Source organism: Ochrobactrum sp. BTU1 (genome assembly GCA_018798825.1).
GTDB lineage: Bacteria > Pseudomonadota > Alphaproteobacteria > Rhizobiales > Rhizobiaceae > Brucella.
Map to the genome: position 1 here is coordinate 444,490 of CP076356.1, position 25,261 is coordinate 469,750.

A 25,261-nucleotide genomic window follows, 5' to 3' on the forward strand; every position below is an offset into this window, starting at 1 on the left:
TACAAATAATTGTCGCCCCAATATGTGTCACCCCGTGCCTGTTGGGCGAATATCACTCTGCCCCTGTCAGATCGAGAAAAATCCGCGCTGGAAATTGACTGCCAGAGTCTGTCTCCTCGAGTTGAAATTAGATAATGGAGGCGCCGACGCTGTGTTGCCATTGGTCGGCTGCTGCTAGCTCGACGAATTTTACAGAACGATGGTATGTGTGACTAGATCGTTTAGCGCGGAAATCAGCCTTCAATCAAATTAAGTGCGTCATACAACCAAGTAACCGTAAGTGAAAAATAAGTGTCACGTATAGTTCTTAGGAAAGAATTTTCGAACACAGAAGTCAATAAGGGTGATAACTTGCATTCATCGAATGCGGTCACAACTGTTTCTATTGGCGTGGAGGGGCTCAATGGTGCCATTGGATATACTGTGGGTTGGCCTCGGAGGGGGGCTTGGGTCGTTATTTAGGTGGTGGGTGGGTGCGCTTGCTGGTGAATGCTACAAGGGCAAATTCCCGCTCGGAACATTCTTGATCAATGTCACTGGTGCTTTTTCAATCGGCTTTCTGTCTGTTTTGTTCACAGTGCAGTGGTACGATCGCTTTGGCGATTTATTGAGGGCTGGGGTACTAACTGGTTTCCTTGGTGGGTATACAACGTTCAGCTCGATGCAACTTGATGCAGTTAAGTTAGCGCGCGAGCATTACGAAAGCTTGGCAGTTATTTATCTCCTGGGGTCTGTGCTTCTCGGCTTGGCCGCAGCGGCGTTCGGAGCGCTTCTTGCAAACTTGATTGGGTGAGGGAACTGCGATGATGAACACAATCATTCTCGTATTCGTCGGAGGCGCCGTCGGTGCTATGGTCCGAGAATTTCTAATGTTGGGTATACCGAACCTTTCAGAAGGTTTTCCAATATCCGTCCTGGTTGCGAATGTTGCCGCCTCGTTTCTACTCGGGCTCTCAACTAGTCTTTATAAGAAAGGTTCACTCAGCGAAGACGTGAACACATTGGTCTCAACCGGTATTATGGGTGGGCTTTCTACGTTCTCCACCTTCGTTTACGGTGCCTATGTTCTCATGGCTGGAGGAGCGGCAAATATGGTGTCAGCGTCGTTATATTTACTGATTTCGGTTGTAATGGGTTATCTCGCAATCCTTCTTGGATTGCGATTGGGAGGCAAATCTTCAGTTTGAAGATATAAGTTAGAGCTAAGAACATCGAAAACGGACACACGAACCACGTAGTCTAGAAAAGAGATTTATGGCAAGCGTTTATTTAGGCTCATCCAGGTCCGGAATGTAAGTTACAGGACTTCACTGCTATTCCTTCTTTTGTACTCTCTTCAGAAGGAAAGTCACTCATATTCCTCCAAGCTAATATCGACCTTTCGGTTACTCGTTAAATGCATTGGAAGAAAGAAAACATAAACTTCTGTGTAATTTATTCAGCTATAAATAAAAGAAATTATATAAATTAAAGAAAGTAGCCTTTCTTTTTGATTTAAATTCAGAAATATTGGAAGAATACCTGTTCTATTTATACGTATGCCAAATAGTAGGGTCTTATTCTCTGTGCGTCAGGTGTCTTCTTTTGGGTGCCGTTAACTTAGCCCATTGTCTGTGATCACTACCTTTCAGGCGAGCGCCGCGGTTCAGTACAAGCGCAGCTTGGTGCGCATACCCTGAGGCCTGTTGGACTCTCGGAACATGCAAGCGATGTGGCAGGTCGCTTCGAATTTGACGTAGCCTTGCTGGATATCAATATTGCCGCCGCGTTAACTCCATGGGCACTTTCGTTCTCAACCCGTTGGTTCGCGAAGGAGAACCCAACGGCTTCGTCGAAATAAATCACTGATATGGCCCCGTGGTCGCCTCTATCGGCAACGAGCCACCGGTCTTCGTCGACTGTTGCACGGGTCCGTTCAAATGAACAGGGTACGCGAGCCGTCTTAGCCGTCGACCGAATGTAGTGGCAACAAGGTTTTCATCTTTTCACGCGGATTGGATTTGATTAAATGCATGCTGCGCAGCGGAAGGAAGTTTGGTCGCATCCAGTTGCGCTGCCCCGGGATGTTGGGAGACGTGCCGGGGCTTTTGACATTTTCTCAGAATACCTCCCGCTCCTGAGTTCCAGCTGGTCACTGACAATCCGGGTTAATTTCGTCGGTGCGCTTAGTAAGCTACCATTCGCTCGGATCCTCCATCTATCGAACGTCGCAGAAATAATCGAAAGTTAGGGATGACCGGTTTTTGTCTCGATGGTAAAAATAATCTGTTGAACAGAAATGGGGCGAAGATGGGAGGAAAAATCATGGACGAGAATAGCTTCCACAAATCTAGTAAGTTACAATCGCTCCTTATTGATGGAAAGCAAGCCGCGACAACGTCAGCCCGGGCTCCAGAAACAATAGACGTGGTCGACCGCCTGCCCAGTTTACAGTTTGCCGCAATTGCACTGGCGTGCGGCGTAGGCACTGTCTTTTTTATTACGAACGTTCTCTAGATTTCAGCACTTTTCGAAAGGCATTGGGAAATGCGATCATTCTTGGTCTCATCGTCCTAGATTTTGCGCGACTTGACCCGTTATAGCTATTTAATTTGCATCCCTTAAGGATCGTCGAAAAGGGCAGTGGGCCATAAATAATAGTGGCCCATGACGCATATGCTTCCGGTTTAAAGACAGTCACGCGCTGATGTTGAAATTGCTGTTGTCATTGAGGGTGAGCGACGATGTCAGTCCTACATCCCAGACAGATTCGAAAAGGAGAAGTGGAAGTGCGGGAAATGGGGTGCCGTGCAATATTGCGCGGTGATCGCCTAATATTGCAATGAGGTCAAAAGCTTCCCACTGACCAATAGCAGGAATGGCTCCCCTAAGGGGGCCATTCCGCTTTGCAGAGATGGCATTTAGCTTATCGCTTCCTGCGATAGCTTGGTGGGGCCGAGCGTTCCCCTGTCAGGCCTTGAACTGCTGAGTCCCGCCCATCCAGGTCTCACTCACCTTGATCTTAGAGATCTTTGCGTCCTTTTTTGTAGGATCTTGCTCTAGGATCGCAAAATCTGCGAATTTTCCATTTTGTAACGATCCAATATCTTCGTCCATATGACATTGCCAAGCTGCGTCAATTGTTACAGCACGCAAAGCAGCTTCGACCGGGATACACTCATTGGCAAAGAAGACGTCTCCGCCCTCATTCATCACACGTGTGACGGCGTCTTCAACATACCGCAACGGTTCAATAGGCGTCACGTTCCAATCTGAATGCAGTGATATTTTCAAACCGGCCGCGAGTGCCGACGCACAAGGATCGTAGAATTGAGCACGTTCAGGACCTAAAATTCGATCCCGGAACGCTTTGCCCCACCAACGGATATGACCTATGAGGAAAGAAGGCGAGACGCCCATATCCTTCATGCGTTTCATCTGATCAGGGTGAAACACGCTACAATGCTCAATCCGATGACGTAGCGGGCTATCTGCGTTCTTGCCTAGCGTTGTTTCATACGCATCTAGCACCATATCGATTGCTGCATCGCCATTTGCATGAACGCCAACCTGCCACCCGCCCGCATGAGCGCGGCGGATCACCTCGGTGACTTGTTCGAGAGTGTAATTGAGCGCTCCGCGTGAATTCGATCCCAGATAATTCTCCCTTTGAAAGCCCGTCTGAGCCTGATTGGAACCATCAGCCCAAGCCTTTATCCCATCGACCCGGAAAATATCGTCTCCACGCCCTGGCTTGATCCCTTCTTTTTCCCACTCGTCCATTATCGTTGAGACCAACATACCGCGATAGCGAACAGGGGAAGTGCCGTCGGCAAATACTGCATCCAGGAGTTGGAGATCTTTTGCGCCTGCCATGATGCCAATGCCGCAGTCGTGAAGCATGGTGCAGCCAACCGAGCTTGCCTGGGTCAAAAGCTGTTTCACACGCCCGACCATCTCAACTGCGTCGGGAGAGGGCATAGCCGTCAGGAATTCTTGCTGCGCTGCCATCTCCTCAATACGCCCGGTTAGATTTCCGCTGCTATCTCGCACGAAGCGAGCACCAGAAGGATCAGACGTATTGCGAGTAATACCGGCTGCCTTGAATGCGGCACTATTGGCGTAAGCTATATGGCCATTGCTCTCCTGCATGAAGAAGGGATTGTTGGGAGCCAGTTCATCCAGTTCTGCAAGCGTGGGTATCTTAGCGCCGCTTGTGATGCTGGCGTCAAATTGCTGAGCACGAACCCACTCTCCGGCTTTCGCATCAGCCACGCCTTTACGGAGCTTTGCCCAAACAGTTGCATAATCTGGCGTGGAGATTGGGCTGACGTCAATCCAGTCCTGAAATGCAGTGAATACAAAATGCATGTGTGGATCGATCAATCCCGGCATTAAAGTGCGGCCTTCGAGATCGACTACTCGAGCGCCCGCCCGTATTGAAGCTTGCACAGCTTCTGCCGTCCCAACAGCTAGAATTCGATTGTCGCGTATTGCGACGGCCTCCGCACGCGATTGCGATTGATCCATCGTAAAAATGGTGCCGTTCTTGAAAATTATGTCCTGCACACCGTTTGACGATGTTTGCGCTTGCGCGCTTTCCGTCGTCGAGCAGGCAAACGCTGTGGCAGCTGCGCCGGCGCCAAGAAACTTCAGAAAATCCCGGCGTGAAGCCATGGATTGAAGATAAGAAACCATACCAGGATTACAGGCGATACACATTTTTGGAACCCTTTTGACTACGGTTGGGTGCTCACATCAAAATATCAATCAAGCAATTTCGACTAATAAATCAAAAATCGAACAAGTAAATAATATAAATATATTGATATATTATATTATAAATTTCTAATATTAACTTAATTATATAAATGAATCACATATTATCACGCTGTGGAGATTTAACATGATAATCATTTTCATATAGTTAATTTCATTTCTATCGGAATTAATTATTTATATTAGAATTAATTAATATTGATATAGATCTACAACTTCAATCTCTATTGCCTGGCGTCGCGACGCTGTGGAATAATCTTGAATGCCTCCATCTAGCTATATTGCTTAAAGCAATTCGCACGAAACTCATGGCGGGGCCAATGCATGACACGCTAGCCGCGACTGACGTTAACCAATTGAGTTCAAGGACATAAGGTCTCCCCCGAAGACATCTGGGCGCTGATCGCCATCTTTCTGTTAGGTCGAGCCAATATCTCATCAGCAGTCCCTGTTTCATTGAGTCAGGATTCGTTGTGCTGGGAGCAAGGTATTCATCAAGTTCTTGTCTTTGATGAGGGGTGAAATCTCGCTGTTCTCAAGCTGGTTAATGTCGTTTCAGCCAACCGGAGTGTCGGTTCATCCGAATGGGCTTGTATAACTGCTGAGATAAGCAAAATTGCATTCTGATGATGACGCTCTCGGGGACCATGAATGCGTAACTTGACCTTGATCGGAAAGACTGGTGCAAAGCTTCTAGGACAATCGGGCAGTCTAGACTATCGCATATACAAGATTGGCCGACGCTCAAGGGACCATTACGTGAGCTCTTGTCTATCTGGACCCGCATGGTTTGCGTTTGTCGGAGTTGCGGCTGTGATCGCGAGCACATCTCTGACCCAGACAGCATTCGCACAGAAAACGTCCGGCGGTGGCGGTGCAGGCGGCGCTGAAGGCACCCCACCTTCGCATTTTGATGCCAAAGGTAATCCTGGCGGGGAAGGTGCGGGCTCGACAGCAAATTCCGGTGGCGGCGGTGGTGGTGGTGGTGCTGGTGGCGCTGCCGGCGGCAAACACGACGGTAGGAACGCATCGATAACTGGTGGCGGAGACGGCGGTGAAGGTGCGAGAAGTGCGCAAGGCGGTCGAGCGGGTAACAATGGTGCCATTGGGTATTCAGGTCCCACAATTTCCGACTATTCACTGATCCAAGCTTTTGACGGAGGAACCGGGGGAGCGGGGAAATCGGAAAAGAAGGACAAAGTGTTTTTGCAACCGGCAACGGCGCCTCCGGTGGCGGTGGCGGCGGAGGCGGGGGTGGTGGTACTGGTGTGATTTTAACCGCACCAGCAAAAACTCTTGTCGGCCAGACAATCATCGGGGTGCGGGCGGCGCGGGCGGCGCGGGTGGTCAAGGCGGCGACGGGGTCGTCGTCTGGAATGTGTTCACTGTCACGCCTGGTGAAGGAGGCAGCGGTGGCGGCGGTGGCGGCGGCGGCGGTGGTGGAATTGGAATTGCTACGGCCTATGATCTAACCGTTGAGAGCGGAAGTCTGGTTCTGGGTGGCGCCGGTGGTCAAGGCGGGGTCGGAGGGATCTCGGGGCAACATGCCGATGAAAATAGCGGCGGCAGCATTATGGTCTGTGAAGACGATGAAGGCGAGATCGAATGTTCCAGCCCTATTTCTATTCCAAGTGCACCCTACGACACGCTGACCACGGGCGGGGGCGCAGTGGTGATGGGGGCGGAGGAGGAGACGCTATCAGTGTCTCCGGACAGTCCGTCTTAGTGATTGAAAACGGCGTTAAAATAGAAGGTGGTGCTGGCGGACATGGTGGCGCAGGTCTGGCTGGTGGTAATACGGCTTCGGATGGCGGCAATGGTGGCAGTGGCGGCAACGGCATTACTGCAATCAGTGGTTCTCAAATAGTCACCAATTCTGGCACAATCATCGGTGGCACAGGGGGAGACGGGGGGCGCGGTGGTGGTGGCGCAGATACAGGTGGCAATGGTGGCGATGGCGGTGATGGTGGAATTGGTATCTCGATAAATACGGGAACTCTAGGCGCGACGGTTAACAACTTGTCTGGAGCCACAATTTCAGGTGGAAGTGGAGGGGCCGGCGGTAAAGCCCCCACGACATCGTCCAATCCACCGAGCTGGTGGTATACTGGTACGAACGGGCGCAACGGGACTGCGGGCGTTGGCGTCTTTTTTTCCACCGAAGGCGCAACCCTTTATAATGCTGGTGCAATCGCAGGAGGACAGAACACGGATGGGACTTATGCCGATGCAGTTCAGTTCACCGGCAGCAATAACACGCTGGTACTCGGCGCCGGCTATAGTTTCAAAGGCAACGTGAAGGCCGAGCCATCGAATTCTAACACACTGGCTTTTGGTGGCGCGCAAGCCGCGCAATTCGATCTGTCCGGCTTCGAAACAAGATTTCAGGGCTTCAACACCCTAGAAAAGCGCGACAATAGCACATGGTCTCTCACTGGATCATCGCAAACGTTTGATGGGGACCTTGGTGTGCATGGCGGAACATTGGTGCTGTCCACCAATTCTCAGTTAAAGGCAGACAATGTCGTAATCGGGTCATCTCAGGGCGATACGGCCATGCTCAGGATAGAGGGGGCAAATAGCAGCCTCAAAGTCAATGACGCACTAAGTGTTTCTGGATTTGGCAACGACACGCTGACGATTGCGGATGGCGGCAGAGTGACTGTCAACGGCGACTTATCGGTGGGAAGTACAGCCGCAATCATCGCCGGTTCTCAGAACGCGCTCGCGGTAAGCGGGCAGGATGCAGTCCTGCATGTTAACGGCTCGGCAAATATAGGTAGTCGCCTTTCAATCTCCGATGGTGGCGCGGTTTTCGGAAAGAACATGCAGATCGGGGCAGGCAATCCGGGCGGCGATATAGCTACGCTTTTGGTCGATGGAGTGGGATCGGTACTCGACGTTGCGCATATCAATGTAGGTTCTATTGGCGATGGCTCTCTAACGGTCTCAAATGGCGCAACGATCGGACATGCACCAAACACCAACATCATACGGGTTGGAGAAAACGGGGCACAGGGCGTAGTGAATATCGGCGCGCGTGCAGGACAAAACGCAATGGCACCTGGAAAAGTTCAGGCAAATGTAGTTCTGGGCAGTGAAGGAACGCTCAATATTAATCATAACCGCAACGACTACGGGTTCAACACCGACGTCAAAGGGACTGGAGAGATTAACTTCCTGGGTGGTACTACCACGATAGACGGACAAGGCTTGGCGGGGTTTTCCGGGCAATCCAGTATTTCCAACAGTACCGTCGTGTTAAAAAGAGCAGCTGCGCTCAATGGCACAGTCAAGATTGAAGCCGGTGGCAATCTCATCGGTTCAGGTACGCTCGGCGACACAACCGTGGAAAATGGCGGTACAATTGCAGCCGGGTTGCAAACGCCATTAACGATCAATGGCGATCTCGATCTGAAATACGGTGCAAGTTTTAATTTTAACCTTGGGACGTCTAACTCGAGTAAGGCCGCTGCCTTAAAGATCGAAGGCGATTTGAAACTGGATGGGGCAACGCTGAATGTCATTGGTACGTCAGACACAGGGCTGATCGGCTATCACCGGCTGATGAGCTACAGTGGAACGCTTACAACTACCAACGACGGTTTGCTAGTGGGCGAAAAACCCGACAGCAGCCCGTTCGGTTACTCCTATACCTTTGATTATGCGCCCAATGTGGTTGATCTCCTCGTTCAGCCAAACGGGTTGAATGTTCTCCAAACTTGGGGAGGAAGCGCTACCGCACTTGATGGTGGGGATGGAACTTGGTCTGGAAGCGAACAAAATTGGCTTGATCCGCTTGGTGGTAGCAGCGGAACCGGATCGAGTTGGGGTAGCGGCATAGCAGTCTTCCGAGGTATCGGGGGTACCGTTACGTTAGACGGAGCGCAGACCGCTGTTGGTCTGCAATTCGTCCATGGCAATTACACCCTCGCTGGTAGTGGTTCTCTGAACCTTGTGGGATACTCAGGTAATGGCATATCCATCGCTGTTCCGGAACTTCGCGTGCTCACCGGAGAAACCGCTACGATTGCCTCTACTATCAGCGGTCACGAAGGTTTCGAGAAAACAGGCGACGGATTGCTCATCCTATCCGGAACAAACAACTACACTGGTGATACCGTAATCAGTGGCGGCACGCTGCAGATCTCGGCTGACAACAATTTGGGATCAGCCGGCAACGGCATTACGATCAATAGCAGCTCGTTTCAGACAACCAGCAATCTCTCAATGGCAAGAGTCGTGACATTGGCGGATGAAGCAGCGTTCGACGTGATGGACGGCACAGAGCTGCAAATGTCGGGCGCTATCACCGGATCGGGTTTATTGGTCAAACAAGGCGGCGGCACCTTGCTGCTTGGAAACGCTGCGAACAATTGGTCGGGGGGAACGCTTATTGAAGCGGGCACGCTTCGTATGATGGCCGATAGCCCAGGTGCGATTCCTGACATGACCGATTTTGCTTTGACGGGCGGACTGCTTGATCTCAACGGAAATTCGGTGACCATGAGCTCGCTCTTTGGAAGCGGTGGCACGGTCTCCATTGATAATGCAAGCCTCACCATCAATCAGGACGCTGACACTGCTTTTGCTGGCGATATAATAGGCGTTGGCGCAAACAGCAATTTCACAAAGACCGGCGATGGAATTCTTGTCCTTACTGGTAACAACTACTTTCAAGGCCGGACGGAGATACTTGGTGGCACGCTTGCTATAGTGGCGGCGCAAAATATCGGACCCGGGGTCGCGCCTATTGCAATCGACGGTTCAACGCTAGCTACTCTTGGCACTTTCAGTCTTTCACGCGACATTGAGGTGGCAAATGAGGCCACAATTGATACTTTATTTGATACTACACTTCATCTCAAATCCGATATTTCTGGGAGCGGCAGCCTCAACAAGGAAGGAGCAGGTACACTTATTTTGAGTGGCAATGCCAACCATAGTGGCGGCACCACAATTACAAGCGGCCTCTTGCAAATTGGCGATGGTGGAACAACAGGCTCGATAATCGGCGATATTTTCAATAATGGCGGCCTCGTTTTTAGCAGGAAGGACGGCGTTAACTATTCTGGCGTGGTTTCGGGTGCGGGTGCGCTCATCCAATCGGGTCCTGGCGTTACGACCCTCACAGGTAACAATACCTATACTGGTGGAACATTCATTACTGGCGGCACCTTGCAAATCGGCGATGGCGGCACCGGTGGATCGATTATAGGCGGTATATTGAACGATGGCACATTAGTTGTCGATCGCTCGGATCAATACAGCTTCGAAAGCTCCATCATAGGAACGGGTGCATTTGTGCAAGCGGGAACGGGCACGACTGTTTTTAATTCTGACAATGCTTATTATGGCGGTACGACGATCGCCGGGGGAAGTCTTCAACTGGGAACCGGTGGGAAAACTGGCTGGCTTCAAGGAGATATCATCAATAACGGCTCTTTACTCTTCAACCGTTCCGATGCAGTTTTGTTCGCGGGCAGTATTTCTGGCAGCGGAACAGTTAGTCAGATCGGCGATGGTGTAACTGTACTTACTGGCACAAATTCCTACAGTGGTGGTACTGAGATTATATCTGGTGCTTTAGTAATTGGAAATGGCGGCACTTCAGGATCTTTGATCGGTGACATCGGTAATGACGGTGTATTAGCCTTCAACCGTTCTGACACAATCAAATACGATGGAATAATTAGCGGTTCTGGCACTCTACAGCAGATCGGCGTTGGAACCACTGTTCTGACTGGTAATAGCAGCTATACAGGCTCGACGACGATTGCTTCGGGTCGTCTTCAACTCGGCGACGGTGGGACATCAGGCTCGATTGGCGGAAATATCCAAAACAATGGCATACTTGCGTTTAACCGCTTGGACATCTTGAATTTTGGCGGCCAGGTTTGGGGCGATGGAAAACTTGAGCAATTGGGGACGGGCACCCTTATTCTCACCGGCAGAAATCAATATGGAGGTGGTGTAACAGTTGCATCTGGTACATTGCAACTGGGCGATGGCAGCGAACAGGGCACGCTTGCAGCAAATGTCGAGAACAACGGGGCGTTCAACGTCAATCGGTTGGGAACCGTTGTATTGAAGGGCGAAATCTCCGGTTCAGGGTCGTTTGGACAAATCGGCGATGGCATCACTGTGCTTGCTGGCAAAAACACTTATAGCGGGGGTACCGCAGTTGCAGCTGGCATGTTGGTGATTGGTCTCGGTGAGGCTGGCAGTATCCATGGGGATGTAATTAACAACAGCACACTCGCCTTCAACCGTTCCAACGACATGACATTCTCAGGAAGAATATCCGGAATTGGTGATGTTTTGCAGATTGGAGAGGGTACAACCAATTTCACTGCCGACAGCAGTTACTTGGGCGCCACAAATATTTATGAGGGGAGGCTTGCCGTAAATGGCTCGATTGCGTCTTCATCACAGGTCACCATCTATGAGAATGGTGAATTGGGCGGAACCGGCGTAGTACCGACAACTTACGTGGATGGGGGCACCCTTGCACCCGGCAATTCCATCGGAACGTTAACCGTTAACGGCGATCTGAGCTTCTCTAGAGGGTCAACTTACGCTGTTGAGGTGTCTGGTTCAGACGCCGATCGCGCGAATGTCGTGGGAGAGGCCGATCTTGGCGGGGCGACAGTATTAGCAACCTTCGCAGCTGACAAGTATGTCATGCGCCGCTACACGATCCTTAATGCGGTAGGTGGGATCAAAGAGAGCCGTTTCGGCGAGGAGTTGACAACTGACCTGCCGACTAGCTTTACCTCGAATTTGAGCTACGACGTAGACAATGTATACCTTGATCTGACCCTCAATCTCAGTGGCCTCAACGTAAACCAACGCAATTTGTCGGCGGCTCTCGTCGACTACTTTGAAAGAAACGGCCAAATCCCTCTGGCTTATGGTGGACTAGATTCGAAGGGTTTAACGGTTGCTTCTGGCGAATTGGCCACCGCAATTCAACAAACGACAGTGGACGCAATGGGCCAGTTTATGGGAACAATGACGGACCCGTCGACTCTTATGGGCAAGCCCTCAACAGAGCCTTTTGGCCCTCTTGTGGGACGCTGGAATGTGTGGGGCGGAGGCTTCGGCTCTGAGCGGGAATTGAGTGCGAACAGATTTGTTGGATCCCATGACTTAGTCAGCAAGACTGCAGGGTTGGCTGTAGGCGCAGATTATCGGATATACCCCGAAACGTCTGTCGGGTTTGCAATAGCGGGTAGCCGTAGCAGTTTCAGCCTTGCCGACAGTCTTGGCAGTGGCAATTCAGATTTATTCCAGCTCGGCGTTTACGGTCGCCATGAAGTCGGAAATCTTTATGTCAATGCGGCACTCGCTTATGGTTGGCAAAACATCGAAACGGACCGCATCGTTGCACTGAATGGGGCGGATCGGCTACATGCTGGATATGATGCGGGGGCGGGGTCAGGGCGTCTGGAAGCTGGTTACCGCTTTCAGACATCTCACATTGGTATCGCACCCTATGTTGCAGGACAGTTCGTAAGTTTCGATCTACCATCCTATTCAGAAAGCGCCGATGCCGGGCAAAGCGCTTATGCTCTAAGCTTCGCGTCGAGACATGAAACTGTCGGACGAAGCGAAATCGGCATACGTGTTGACCAATCATTTCCTTTCAACGATGGGCTCCTCACTATTCGAGGAAAGGCTGCGTGGCTTCGAAATTTCAACAATCGCCGCGCTTTATCTGTATCTATACCCGAACTTGAAGGCACGGATTTTAAGGTTTATGGAGCTTCTCTGTCACGCGATACCGCCCTTGCGGGTATTTCAGGTGAGATGCTCTGGAAGAGCGGGCTATCGCTCAGTGCCGGTTTCGACGCTGAGTTTTCCGGCTCAGACAGCAGCTATGCAGGAAAAGGCGCTCTCCACTACAGGTGGTGATTGTCTGATTATGGGGCCTTCATGCTGGGCCCCATAACATCCTGACTGCTATTGCTGCGTTTTGGTCCACTGACCTGTGCCATCACTATTATAAAAATCGATAGTAAAGCCTTGTGCTCGATCCTGTTTGACCTTGAAACTAATTGACGCGAGAGAACCAACGAGTTCGGCTTCTCCGACTGGAACGAAAGAAAAAATGTCTCCGTCCCAATGCTGCAATGGAAACTCCATTTGTTTCGGACCCAGAACCAGTATTAGCGCTCCGTTGCTCTCTTTGATTGTAGTCTTGCCGAAATAGGGATTCTCGAAAACACCGGTATAAGCTTCAAGAGGCTTTGCAGGCGAAGGGTTTGCTGGCTTCTCTTTGAAAGACAGGTCGCCTTGCGGCGTAAAAAAGCCCTTCATCGCTCCATTATAGGCCGCAAACCAGTCGCGAGAAGGTTTGCCGTAAAGGGCTATATCAGTGAATTGAGCAACGACTGACTCAGCAGCGCCAACCGGCGCGCCGTTGGTCAGTACGATAATACCAATACCCGCGGAGGGGACGATCTTGAATGCCGTTCCTGCTCCGAGCAGAAATGCTCCTGAATGACCCATGGACGGCCGACCACCAAGCTCCGTGTTCACGTTGAAACCAAAGCCATAAAACCCCGATCGTGACGAGGTATCATGCGCGCGCGCACTAAACGACTGTGGTGAAAGCGCGGGCACGAGCGCGTCTTCAGCGATCATGCGCTTTCCATCATACTCACCATTTTCAAGAAGTAGTTTTAACCATTCAGCTAAATCGACGACATTGGACGACACACCGCCAGCTGGGGCCTGCTCGTCCGCGTCTCGCGAGCCCAATCGCAGGAAAGAGCCATTCTGATACGCATGTAACGCCGCACGATTGTCTTTTGCAGTGAAATCGGAGAAGCGATAACTGGTTGCTGTCATTCCAAGCGGTTTCAGTAGCATTTCATCCGCCAGCTTGTCCCATGGCTGATGCATTGACGCAGCTATTGCTTCTGCTCCAATCGTCGTGCTGAAATTTGCATAATGATATGAGGTTCTGAACTGATCGAGCGGCAGAAGTTTCAAACGTTTAAGGACATCATTACGTTTAAAGCCGAGGTCCTCGAGATCATCTCCAGCGGTGCCGGGTAAACCGCTGCGATGAGCGAAAAAGTCCCCGATTGTCGCGCGCTCCGAGACATAACTGTTGCTCAATTTGAAGTCTGGCAAATGTTTGGAAACCGGATCGTCCCATTCAACAGCACCATTCGTCACGGCGATTGCAGCAATCGTCGCAGAAAGCGACTTTGAAATTGAGGCGATCTGGAACACGGTGCCCGCATCAACCGTCCCATCTTTACCCATCTCTCGTTTGCCGTAACCTTGTGCAAAAACCGTCTTCCCACCACTGACAACAGCAACTGCCAGGCCAGGTACTTGACTGCGCTTCATCACGTCAGCGATGATTTCAGGCAAGGCTTTGACGGCTTTGTCGGTACTCCCCTCGGGAATCTGCACGACGTCACCTGCTGGGTTGGTTCGGTTCTGAATGAAAACAGACTGCGCTTCGGCGGCAGTCGAGCAGTTAAACGCGACGATGAAGGCAATAGCGATGAACGACGCTCTGGTTCTCATGGCTGGTTCAAAACTCCTTTTGGAAAGCAAGGCGCAAAACGCCCTGATTGACAGTCACAGTCTGATCTTGTTGATGGACCAGCCCAGTTTGCAGGATAATTCCGATGGGCGTGACGTAGGTAACGGTTCCAGCCACGCCCCAATCCCCGTCGGGCTGAAGGCCGTATGGTGCCAACTTATCCTCCCTGCCCGAAAGTTTGCGCACTGCACTTGTTGCGACGAACTGCCATCGATCATAGGTGAGCGATACTGAAGTGACAGCGTTTCCATTGGAAACAGGTGTCAAGCGAAACCCAGTGGAATAGGTCGCTTCACTAAACCAGCTCAAGCCCCACTTGTCAGACAAGGCGGTATCATAGCGCAGCCGGGCGGAAATCGTGCTGGAACCTTCATCTGAACCCGGCTCTGCTGAAAGCCGCCCGATGTCCACGCCGCCAGATATGCTTTTAACGCCCGGAACATTACGGAAGTCATACGACAGCACAAAAGAGTTCAAGTCGTCGCTAAATGCTGGCGGCTGATCATGTGTGGCGAATATAAAGCCGTCATTGAGGCTCAGACGACGGCTGAGAACCGTGTCATCGTGTTTAAACACGATACCAGCTAGAGAGTGAGATCCCCAATTCTCGGTGTTGAACGTGTAACGACCGCCAAGTCCCAAGGAGCCTTTATACGCAAAATCTTCGGTAAAACCACTATAGAGGCCATCGATGGCATGCCAGCCGTCCCCAAACCCCAGATCCATTTTGCCGCCATAAAGTGCAAAATTATCGCTGGTGTACGAAGCAAATAAGTTTTTTAGAACAATACCGAGATCGGAAAAAGCATTGTCCCTCGTAGCTTCTTCGGAAGAGTCAATGGTGATTTTGGAAAGTACCGAGAAGTGTGGCGACAGCTGCCAGACAAGCGCTGCTTCTGCCGTCGGTTGTAAACTGTTCCAGTGCGACCGAGGTATCTGGTGGTTACTGTCATCAATGCCAAAATAGCCAGTATAGCCAGCCATAAATAAAAGCTGGCCGTTCAGCCGCGGATAGCCGTCTGCCTCGCCCGTATCGCCTAATTTGCTATAGGGTGTTAAAAAAATCTCAGTCTTAAAAATATCCCTCTTTTCCTGCGCGGATACTTTCGTCGTAGTCACCATAAATGACGCTGTGGCACCGAATACGACAATGCTGAATATCTTTTGATAAATAGCGAAGGTCCAGCACCTGCTGATGCAGGTGAACATTGATCTTGTGGACGACTGCATGATTAACGCGCCAGTTCAGCAGCTAACTCGCGCACCTGGGAATGAATATTTTCGAACATGCCAAAGTTTACCCGGCTGGCAACGACAAATATGCCGAGTTTGCGTTGGGGCGACAGAACTGCGTAACTCATGAACCCTCCAAGCCCGCCGCTCTTTCCTAGCAGAAACGGCGTTTCGTTTCGGGGCATCGTGGCAACCCAGCCTAGTCCCATGCCATCGCCAGCTGTGACTTCAGTTCCCACCACATGTTTAAGACCGTCGTAGGGTAACCAAAGCGTATGATCGAGCAAGAACGCCTCTTTGGACTGCGCGGCTCCTTCAAGATGCCAATGCATCCAACGCGCCATGTCGTCTGCTGTCGTGTAAATACCAGCGCTGGCGTACATGATTTCGGGAACAGGGTTGTTTGGATCCGGCTTACCGAATGGGTCAAGCCCCGTCATCAAGCGTTGTTTCTGAGTTTCGTCCAACACATTCGTCGTATCAGTGAGGCCGGCCGGCTTTATCACGGTTTGGGCGAGGACAGTTGAATAATCAGCGCCACCAGCCTTAGCGAGGGCGTCGCCCAAAAGGCCGTATCCCAGATTCGAATAGATCGTCGTTGTACCAGGCGCGTATGCGGGCTGATTACTTCCGATCCATTTCCAGTAATATTCGCGATCGAAAGCTGCAAACGGATTATCAGTGATTTTAACGTCCGGATTTGGTAACTCTCGTGGTAGACCAGCCGAGTGAGTAGCCAAATCAAGAAGTGTTATAGGTCGACCGTTCCTCTCAACATTAGTCCCGTCTGGCGCATATTTTGCCAACGGATCCGTCAAGCTGAGTTTGCCAGTTGCTGCAAGTGCTGCGAGTGCGTCGCCAGCGAAGACCTTGGAAACGGACGCTATGCGAAAGATTGAATGTCTGTCGGGCTCGACGTTGCTGCCTGGCGCCGTCTCCCCGTATGCCTGAATAACCGTGTTATCTCCCTGCACTACGGCGATTATCAATCCAGGTGCGCCGGAATTGAGGAAGAGTTGCATGCCGGCCATCGACACAGCATCTTTCAAGGCGAGGTCTTCCGCTTGCGCACCATTATTATTTGCGAGAAATATATTGGCGGAAAACACAGAAAGGAGGGAGAGTTGCAGGAGCATCCGCGAAGACATGGCAAAACCTTCCAGTGAGTTTGAAGCATGTTCTTTTGCGGGGCACTATCAAAGAATTTCGGGCAACGACAACAATTCAAGTACGAACCGACGTGCCGGTTTGACGAATGGCATGATCACAACCGCGTAACGGTTAAAATCGGTTGTCTGCATAGAATTGTAGTTTCACCTTGAGGTCGTTGCACCACAGGGGCCTTGTGTCGAATGATTCTGAGCCATCAACAATTAGAACAATATGCTTGTGAGCAAGGCGTTCACGTGTGACGATGGCGTGTGTTTCAAAAGGACGATCTTGTTCAGCAGAGTGCTTGGACGAGTTAGACGATCCGTCTTTTAGGTCATAACCGACCATTTTTCAAAACACCGCCCGATGTGTTTGGGATGGTATGAGATAGACCGCGAATGCCGCCCCTGTTAACAGGACAGGGGCGTTTGGTAGATTTTGCTCTCCAGATCAACAGTAAAATTTACTGATCAATCCAAGCACGATACCGCCGAATTAACCCCTCCGCACGTTTCACTGAACGTACACTGGATTGTTACTGCAGTTATCGTTGTTCGCTTCCCCACTACAAACTGGGCGGCTTCTTCGCTGTAATTCTTCGATAGCATTTTAAACTCCTTTTTCACAATCAATTTGCTTCACTCAAATATCGATAGCACTCAAATACAACCTGATCCGCAACGACGAGTTGTGTCTATGCCTTGACCGTATACTGTTGCAGAATAAATGCCGTCGAACCAATAATATCGATTGGGGACCTCGATCGATATCCCTCAATTCGCTCAGCTAGAATGTGGGATTTCTGTTCGCGTACTACAATTGCTAAGGAAAACCGCCGTAACCGAGATTTTCTTCCACTATAGGATGTGGTCGCCGATAAACACGCCGCTCACACCGTTCATAGCACCAACCATCTCAAAGTTTGTCAATCCGAAGTCCGTGCGTAACCCGCCTCGATTAATTTCATCACGCAGTTGATCAAGAACCGTTATCTCCTCACTCCAACCCAAAACTTTGGCGAGATAATAGTCGGCGCTCAGTCCATGACAAAGACATAAGGATTGATATCGGGTACCAATTCGATTTCTGACAATAGCCATGTCTTCATCATAGCCGGTCTGAGACATAAATGGTCTAATCGATCTCCTCGAGAACCCGAAACCATTCGTTCCATGACACCACGATGAAGTCCGAATATTATCGTGGTCGAGATCGGGCCAACCTAGCTCGGTCCTTAGCGAAGTCTCGCGCAAGACATTGAATTCGATTAGTTTTCTTGCTTGCGGGTCCTCAAATGAAAAATACGTCATGTAGTCGGCTAACGCAGAGGAAACACCCGCCGTGCCATGGGCATATCCAATAAGCGTATTTTCGCGGATCAAGTCTGGTGCTCGCCGCAGCAAAACGCGATAGGCCAGTTCGGCGATACGCTGAATAGCAGCGGAAATTGGATACTCGCTTAAAAGCGCGTGTAGGCGGATCAACATCTCCAGTGTACCTGCGACCCCAGATACGTTATCCATCTGAAAATAACTCCGGTAATCGGTGGTTATCAAAGTGTAGCTAAGCTTCGAAAGCTCGGTCTCTAAAGTCTTCATAACAGGGATTAAGCTGTGTTTTTCAATTTCACAGAGTGCCCAAATTGTCCCTGCGGTACCGATGTAGGCTCCGAGTGATGCATATTGCAGAAATGTCAATTGCTGGCGGATCTGCTTTGATATCTGCTTTGCTAACGCCAAGAAGTCCGGTCGGCCGACGCGCCCGCCAATAACGTTGTAGGCTAACGCGATACCGGCTAGCCCATTGTAAAGGCAAATTTCACTGATGCCGGCCCTCACAGCCTTGTCTTCAAACGCATTGATTTGACGCCAGTATATAATATCGCGGTGCCGGCACATCTTCGCTTTAATCTGGTCCATCGCGTGGATTGAGCAGTCATTAAACCAAGTCTTGCTGGTCGTATATTCTGGCGTGGTCTCTTGTTTAGAGATGTTCGGAGTGTGCCCAGTTTTCATCCCGATGCGTACGTTGTATGCGGAAAAAGCGTATTCAATATCTTCGGCAAGCAGCTTCGCAACTTCGGTGTCGTCACGGTCTAATTGATGCTCAAATTTATACCTGGGTGAGTGGTGGAGAGGAATGTCGATGAGTGCGCCCTTGCCGTCACGGATATGACATCCATTAAATGATACCTCAAAATAAGGCACATCACCGTTTAATAAGTCTGTAATCTCTGAATGAAGTACTGTATAGTCAAAATAATCCTCGCATAGGACATTTACGTCCCGTTGCATTGTGCTCTGATGCAGCGTGACCGGATGGCCAGAATTATATATAATTTTCAAATATTCTTCTGTTGCTCTGAATATCACGCGGACACTTGCATCTTGGAAAATCGCGCTTATTGCATCACAGAAAATTTTCTTATCTTGATAAATTACCTCTAAAGCTTCGTGGCATCCGTCGATAACTTCAGCTCGATATTCACGAAAATCAATTAGCTGACCATCCTCCCACACCTCAGCCTCATTCATTCCTGTAACAAATGGAGTCACTTCCATCCGAAGTGTACTCTTCCGCCGTTGCGGATTGAAAGTGGCTTTCAAATCCGTCATCGCTTGCGGCGAAGCACTTAGCGGGCTTGTTTCGACTTGATCTTCTACGGCATGAGTTGGCAACAGGAGCGAAGCATAGGAGTGATAATAACTGGGATTGTCCTTTTTTACCGTCGGTGTGCAGGAAAATAGCGTCTCCAGGTCAACGATGACCGGGTATTCTCCATGGGCAATAACGTTTTCCATGTGAAGATCCGTGGAACCAAACACTGAAGCGATCGCTAGGAGTGAACCGTAACGTCGGTAATAGTTATGGGCGCCACCCGGTGCACATTCAAAATGGCGGACAGCCTCGACCCACCCATAAGTCCCTTTGTCGACGACCCTTGGAGCTTTATGGGTGATTGCGCTTCGTTTATTCCACCAATCGACAAATTGCCCATATCCAACATCAGTTTTTAAATTCCGAGGTTTATAATAGAGCGTTAAAATTTCACTTTGATCCAGTTTGTAAGCAATGCGAGCTCCGCATTGGAGACCGCGATGAAAATCACCTACAGGGGTTATCTTTCGAACCACGAGTTTTGAACAGTTTCCAACCAACTGACGGACGACTTCATGAAGATCAGTCTCGATGCGTCGCAGAAGGGTGATAAGATTCCTTCCGATAAGCGTGGATTGTGGTGGCCAAATGGCTTGAAGGCCCGGATACTTGGTGTAAAGCGCGTGGAGATTGTTTGGCTTCAAGAGATTTCGGCAAAAATAGTCAAAACGCTGTTCCTCTGTTGTCCCTTCGAGCACTTCTCGCTTATCTGCATGATTAAGCTCGAGGATTAGAATGCGCTCCCATAACGTTCGAAGAACTGGCATGTACGATTCTTGGATCAAATCGTCCAACACGTCATCAGAGATAACAACTGGCGACGCCGACCTGATTTCAGCTATTCGATCGACGAGGATCCCTTGATATATAGTCGAAAAAGCTTGATTTTCGAATATTCGGCTGTTTGTTTTCACGAGAAGCGACCGGGGGTTTCTTCGAGAAATATCGAAATCATGGGATTGTGCTCATGAGCAGGTTATTCGCTAGGAGACAACACGTCGAAACGGAAAGATCTCAACGCTCTCGCTCAGGGAGAGTCAATAAAGCTACTTTCATAACCAATCAGTGACAACGGGCCAGGTCCCGAGGGTACACATCAGCAATCACTGTGCCATCCAGAAGTTTGTTTTTGGCTAGCTGAAGAAAATGGCCGTGAAAAGACTTTCGAATCGTCAGTGCTTGCAGAGCTGAGTGGCGTTTGGCGCGACTAGAATTGTGCAAAAACCGGAAGTGTACTAACCACTTCTATTGCGGTCCCCACACAGACCGATTGCTACTGCGCCACTCAGGCAATGCGCTGCGTAAGCGGGCTATTGAAGGCAACCACTTTGCCCACAACTGGAACAGGCTGCGGTTCCGCAGCTATTGTCGCTACACAGCTCACTTGACCGTTTGAATGCAAGTTTTTCACCAACAACTGTGGATGCAAGTGATACGTCTAAAAATGAAGCAATCATTGTACTGGTTCCTTGTACAGCTCAAATTCTCCCGTTTTCCTCCTACGCGGGTAGGGGGAGACAAGCATCATTTTAGTGAATTTGGGCGACAGGATATATTCCTATAAATGTCTAGTAGAAATTGCGAAAAGACAATTTTGTACCGCCTGTGGACATGGGCCGGTGTCTCCTCCCGTTTACTGGTGTTCGGAACGATGTCTTTCCTCCTTTAAAATTCGATAACAGTCTGTAGGTTTCTTCTATCACTACGGTCATAGCGCAGGTTTTCCGCCGATCTCCTTTCAGTGAGGGTGCCAAGATGAAATGAATTTCTTTTTATTGGAGGGCTCACGCCATTGACCGCGCTAGCTGTGACGACATTCATTGCAACTTGATGTTTCTTCGTCCAAAGATCACAAAGGCCTGATATTATCTGATATTGTTCGCCGCAAACCCTAGAGTATCGTTCCCTATTTTAGGTAGTTGAAAAATAGAAAAATAAAACATAAGTTCCTACCCGTGATCACATATGTTCTTCAGGTTAAAATTTATTCTGAGGAATTTAATTTGCTATTTGGTATATCAAGATATTTTAATAATAAACTAGCAATCAATATTATTTTAGAAAATTATTAAGGAGAATCGTAATGACTAGGTATATCTTTAGATTTATTTTGACTTCAGCATGCATTGCGGGTTTTACACAAGCATCATCGGCCTGTGTGTTTGGTGGAAAGGATCCCGTTTCCTGCATCGAAAAATGCTCCCAGTCACCAACGGAGATTGGCGTACCAACATGTATTGTGGGTTCGACAATGCATGGCGCTAACCGGTGACAGATCGTAGGGAACAACGCCGGACTTTAACTTCCGGCGACTGAAGCGATTGCGACGAGGCTACATATAATTCTTAGCCTCGTCGCAGTAACGAATGATCGAGGATTCATCGATTGAAGCTGTCGCAGCAACGCGAACAATCCAACTTTTGGTTTCGAAAAGCAGTAACAACGGTCGTTCAACAGGTGTTCTATGCGAATGTACTCGATTAGTCGACGATTAGATAGAAATGCCAGATCCAAGAGGCCAAGCACGAATATGTCAGGGGACATAACATTTAGAAAGCAGTGATGCCTTCACGCCGCACGTTGGAGGCCTAGAGTCATCGCAGTTTCAGAAAATTGCAGAGGCAGTTTGGAAGAGGCCCGCCCATTCTACAGATTTTTTAAGTCTTGAAGGTTTACTGGCATTTGCCGTCTGAAACGCAGATCGGTTATCTTACGTCTAGATTTTAGAGAGATGGATTTCAACAACTCCAGCGATTTTAGCTTTGGTTAAAATGAATACGAAATGATGAAGTCGTCAAATGATGCGTTAGAGGAATTCGCCAGCCGAGCCCAAGCGGGAAATTACATTATGGGACGTTGAGTTCCACGTGGCGTTCGCAAGATATTAACTTTCAGGACATTCCGAGGCTCCCATATTTCGGGTTTTGGAGCAATAATTTCATGAATACTATTTCTAAGTCATTCAGCGTGGCACATGGCGCAGCCTTTATGGTCGGTAGCGGGGCAAGCTACGCGGGCGTTAATGTCATAACTCAATGGATGGTTACTCGCATCGGTATGTCTTCCGTAACGATCGCCTTGTTTCAGTATTCAATAGCCGCGATTATAACACTCCTATGTGTCGGGCCACCCACAATTTTGGGACTACGTACCCGGCATTTGGGATGGCATCTAATTCGCGTCTGTCTCGTGGTAACGAGTGTGCAACTATGGGTATATGCTTTGAATCGCATCCCGATTTGGCAAGCCATAGCTTTGTCTATGACTACACCGTTCTTTGTAATTTCCGCCGCGCGTTCTTTCCTTGGCGAGAAGGTCACTGCCCATCGGCTGGCTATGACCCTCTTGGGCTTCATCGGTGCACTGATTATAATTGCGCCTGGGTCAAAGCATTATAGCGCATATTCGCTCTTGCCGTTGGCAGTTGCAGCGCTTTGGGCTGGTTACTCAATAATCACCAAGCATCTGACGAAGTTCGAGAAACCTTCTGAGACCTCTCTATACATGCTCCTGCTTATAACGCCGTTTAACGGGGCCGTTTGGCTCATCGTCAACGGTGGACTGCCGACAAGTGCCGGCTACTCTACGGAAAGTTGGTTGCCAATACTCGCGCTGGGCTCGCTCACGGCTTTGGCGCAGTACCTTCAAGCGAGAGCTTACACCGTTGCAGACGTTGCCTTTCTTCAGCCGTTCGATGACCTTCGACTTCCAATTAACGTGCTTTTGGCCTGGCTTGTGTTCGCCGAAAGGCCAGCCAACGCATTCTGGCTAGGCGGTGCCCTTATCGCGGGAGCATCCTTTTTCCTTTTGCACCGAGAACGAGGTATCGGCAATTTGGAAAGAAATTGAACATTTGCAGCTTTCGATAATCCAAACTTATCAATTCTGTTCTATTCAATAATATATATAGCTTCTTCACTTGGCCGAAATTCAAAGAGTTCAGTGTAATATTAGTCAAGATCCCAATAATCATCGGGATTGAATTTGCCAGTCAATAATAGCAATAGATGAGAAGAGCGTTTAGCATCATACTGATAGTCTTTCTAGGAAGCTAAAGGGAAGCGCCATGATTGATACTATATTTGGCTTTGCGGGGGCTTACTCGTATTGTTTCATTCCCCCGCAGATGTTTGACAAAGAAACCTATACCGAGGACGAGTTGGAGTATTTAGCCTACCTTCATCCGTTTAGCTTTTGGTTTTAGGACGCTGTTGAGCTCCAGGCGCTGTAAATCCAATTCAGCGGGCCGCTTAAGCGCCACGCCTCCATTTCTTTGTATTAGAAGTGCCCGTAAGGCGGCGGGCGACCGAGGAGCCAAGTCCTCGGTCTCACTTACGCACGCCCTCGAGAGTCGCGCTGAATATAGGTAATCAATACGCTTACCATATCCCAAGCTTACGAGCTTGCACCGACAGATGATCATGAAGAGTATGGATCTTTGCTTCGGAAAAATTAACAGGGGTGTTGTTCTTAATAATCGCTTTTGGTGGAGAGCCGAAACGCGAACTAAACGCCTTGGCAAACCGCGCCGCATCGAGAAAACCGGACCGGTAGGCGACCTCTTTGAGAGTGGCCGGCTTCGGGCCCGCATTGATAATTTCTCGATACGCTAGATCCAGACGTCTTTCACGAATGAGTTTGGCAACACCCCCATCGCTTTCAAATGAACGATAAAGATGCGAGCGCGATACCTTGAACTGGCTGACGATGAGAGATGGTCCAAGTAATGGATTCGTGCGGTTCTCATCGATGAAGTCCATAATACGCCGTCTCATCGTAAAGTTAATGGATCCAACTGTGTCATTGCCTATTCCCAAACCGAGCACAGCTGAACGCAGTAACAGCATTACGGCATCGTACGCATTCGTCGTTTCGGCGGCGTTTAGATCCGAGGACACATCATTGAGTGATTTAAGAAAACCCAAGAGAAGTCGAGTGTTTGGCAAATTCGCTCTAAGCACCGTCCCATGAAGACTGCGGCCGCCAGACATTCGTTCCAACTCTTCTCTAGGCAAAACGACAGTAATTCTCGCACCTGCTGATGCGTTACTCTTTATAGTCTTTGCCAAATCAAGAATAACAATGTCACCGAACTCGGCGTTTACGTCGACTTCGCCGAAATTGCCAACCAAATTCCCTTCCATGATTACTTGAAGGATATACTGGTTCATTCCTCCTTGCGCTATAATCCTATGAGTACGCTGGTATCTCTGGGCATTGTGAGTTGTCGATCCAACAAGCATCCCCCCGACTGGATGGGAATGAAGCGTTCCCGAAAACCCTCCAATCACTTCCTCATTTGTCGAGGATAGATCGTAAATTGGCTTTACAGCATCGCGCCAAAAATCATCTCGATCTTGAACGTCGATCATCTCAGTCGATAAAAATAGGCCTCTCATCAGTGCTTCCCCCATATACACCGTATGCCCTAAAAATTTCCAAATCTTCTGAAAATATAGTCTCTAACAAAAATAATACTTCGAAACGAAATGAACAAAGCAAGTGATTGCTTTCTGTCGAAAGGCGACGATATATATAATTAATGTGATAAACAAGCACAAGCAACAGAAATTCTTTTGTTAGAGATTGTTTGAAAGCATATATTGAATATACCGTCAGGTTGGAAATCATCGCGATGCTCAGCCGCTCAAAGTTCTACCTAGAACGCTATACGGTATAGATTTGGACTAAACGCTTCGAACCTCGCCTTCCGTATGTGCAGTCCTTGTAGGTTGAGGTGGTGCAGTCATCATCGCTCCAGGCAAAAGTATTGGATAGTTGCATGCGTAGTTCTTTGGACCTGACCCAATCGCTTTAGGAGTGAGGGTCAACGAGCTTTTCTACCCTGTGTAGAAAACGACCGAGGGCACGAATGGCAGGTGAATTGTCTGG

General features: G+C 49.5%; 12 protein-coding genes and 2 pseudogenes. 7 read left to right on the forward strand and 7 right to left on the reverse strand.

The features are described from left to right. Nucleotides 1–403 precede the first annotated feature (403 nt). Together crcB and KMS41_21230 are read left to right on the forward strand one after the other, a co-directional pair. Complete coding sequence (crcB, locus tag KMS41_21225; GenBank protein ID QWK81080.1) at nt 404–793, forward strand: fluoride efflux transporter CrcB; 390 nt, start codon at nt 404–406, stop codon at nt 791–793. Nucleotides 794–803: 10 nt separating this feature from the next. Next, complete coding sequence (locus KMS41_21230) at nt 804–1,187, forward strand: CrcB family protein (protein QWK81081.1); 384 nt, start codon at nt 804–806, stop codon at nt 1,185–1,187. Nucleotides 1,188–2,949: 1,762 nt separating this feature from the next. On the opposite strand, the gene KMS41_21235 is transcribed toward KMS41_21230, so the two are convergent. Further along, nucleotides 2,950–4,701, reverse strand: coding sequence for an amidohydrolase (locus tag KMS41_21235; GenBank protein ID QWK81082.1), 1,752 nt, complete (start codon nt 4,699–4,701; stop codon nt 2,950–2,952). Between the two features lie 870 nt (nt 4,702–5,571). Between KMS41_21235 and KMS41_21240 the strand changes: the two genes are divergently transcribed. From KMS41_21240 to KMS41_21250, 3 genes are read left to right on the forward strand one after another with little or no spacing between them, the layout of a single operon-like run. Further along, the gene (locus KMS41_21240) at nt 5,572–6,030 is read left to right on the forward strand and encodes a hypothetical protein (protein ID QWK81202.1); all 459 of its coding nucleotides are present in this window, start codon (nt 5,572–5,574) and stop codon (nt 6,028–6,030) included. Further along, entirely contained in the window at nt 6,027–6,230 is a 204-nt protein-coding gene (locus tag KMS41_21245) for a hypothetical protein (protein QWK81083.1), read from the forward strand. Before KMS41_21240 ends, KMS41_21245 begins: the two co-directional genes overlap by 4 nt. Next, nucleotides 6,137–6,484, forward strand: coding sequence for a hypothetical protein (locus tag KMS41_21250; GenBank protein QWK81203.1), 348 nt, complete (start codon nt 6,137–6,139; stop codon nt 6,482–6,484). The genes KMS41_21245 and KMS41_21250 overlap by 94 nt, the downstream gene beginning before the upstream one ends. Before the next feature lie 22 nt (nt 6,485–6,506). On the opposite strand, the pseudogene KMS41_21255 reads toward KMS41_21250, so the two are convergent. Beyond that, nucleotides 6,507–6,731, reverse strand: a pseudogene (locus KMS41_21255) (hypothetical protein). Nucleotides 6,732–6,777: 46 nt separating this feature from the next. Here KMS41_21255 and KMS41_21260 point away from each other — a divergent pair. Continuing rightward, nucleotides 6,778–12,675: an autotransporter-associated beta strand repeat-containing protein gene (locus KMS41_21260; GenBank protein QWK81084.1), complete on the forward strand. Its 5,898-nt coding sequence runs from the start codon at nt 6,778–6,780 to the stop codon at nt 12,673–12,675. Between the two features lie 48 nt (nt 12,676–12,723). On the opposite strand, the gene KMS41_21265 is transcribed toward KMS41_21260, so the two are convergent. The 4 genes and pseudogenes from KMS41_21265 to lanM all read right to left on the reverse strand — a co-directional run bounded on the left by KMS41_21265 (nt 12,724) and on the right by lanM (nt 20,283). After that, on the reverse strand, nt 12,724–14,307 hold the full coding sequence (locus KMS41_21265; GenBank protein ID QWK81085.1) for a serine hydrolase: 1,584 nt from the start codon (nt 14,305–14,307) through the stop codon (nt 12,724–12,726). Nucleotides 14,308–14,314: 7 nt separating this feature from the next. Beyond that, nucleotides 14,315–15,424 (reverse strand): annotated as a pseudogene (locus tag KMS41_21270) (hypothetical protein). Nucleotides 15,425–15,558: 134 nt separating this feature from the next. Then, the gene (ampH, locus tag KMS41_21275; GenBank protein QWK81148.1) at nt 15,559–16,695 is read right to left on the reverse strand and encodes a D-alanyl-D-alanine-carboxypeptidase/endopeptidase AmpH; all 1,137 of its coding nucleotides are present in this window, start codon (nt 16,693–16,695) and stop codon (nt 15,559–15,561) included. 873 nt (nt 16,696–17,568) lie between these two features. Next, nucleotides 17,569–20,283 carry a type 2 lantipeptide synthetase LanM gene (gene lanM, locus KMS41_21280; GenBank protein ID QWK81086.1) on the reverse strand — a complete coding sequence of 905 codons (2,715 nt, stop codon included), beginning with the start codon at nt 20,281–20,283 and terminating at the stop codon, nt 17,569–17,571. Nucleotides 20,284–22,357: 2,074 nt separating this feature from the next. On the opposite strand from lanM, the gene KMS41_21285 reads away from it, so the two are divergent. Continuing rightward, entirely contained in the window at nt 22,358–23,218 is an 861-nt protein-coding gene (locus KMS41_21285; protein ID QWK81149.1) for a DMT family transporter, read from the forward strand. Nucleotides 23,219–23,748: 530 nt separating this feature from the next. On the opposite strand, the gene KMS41_21290 is transcribed toward KMS41_21285, so the two are convergent. Next, complete coding sequence (locus KMS41_21290; GenBank protein ID QWK81087.1) at nt 23,749–24,768, reverse strand: helix-turn-helix domain-containing protein; 1,020 nt, start codon at nt 24,766–24,768, stop codon at nt 23,749–23,751. Nucleotides 24,769–25,261: the final 493 nt, after the last annotated feature.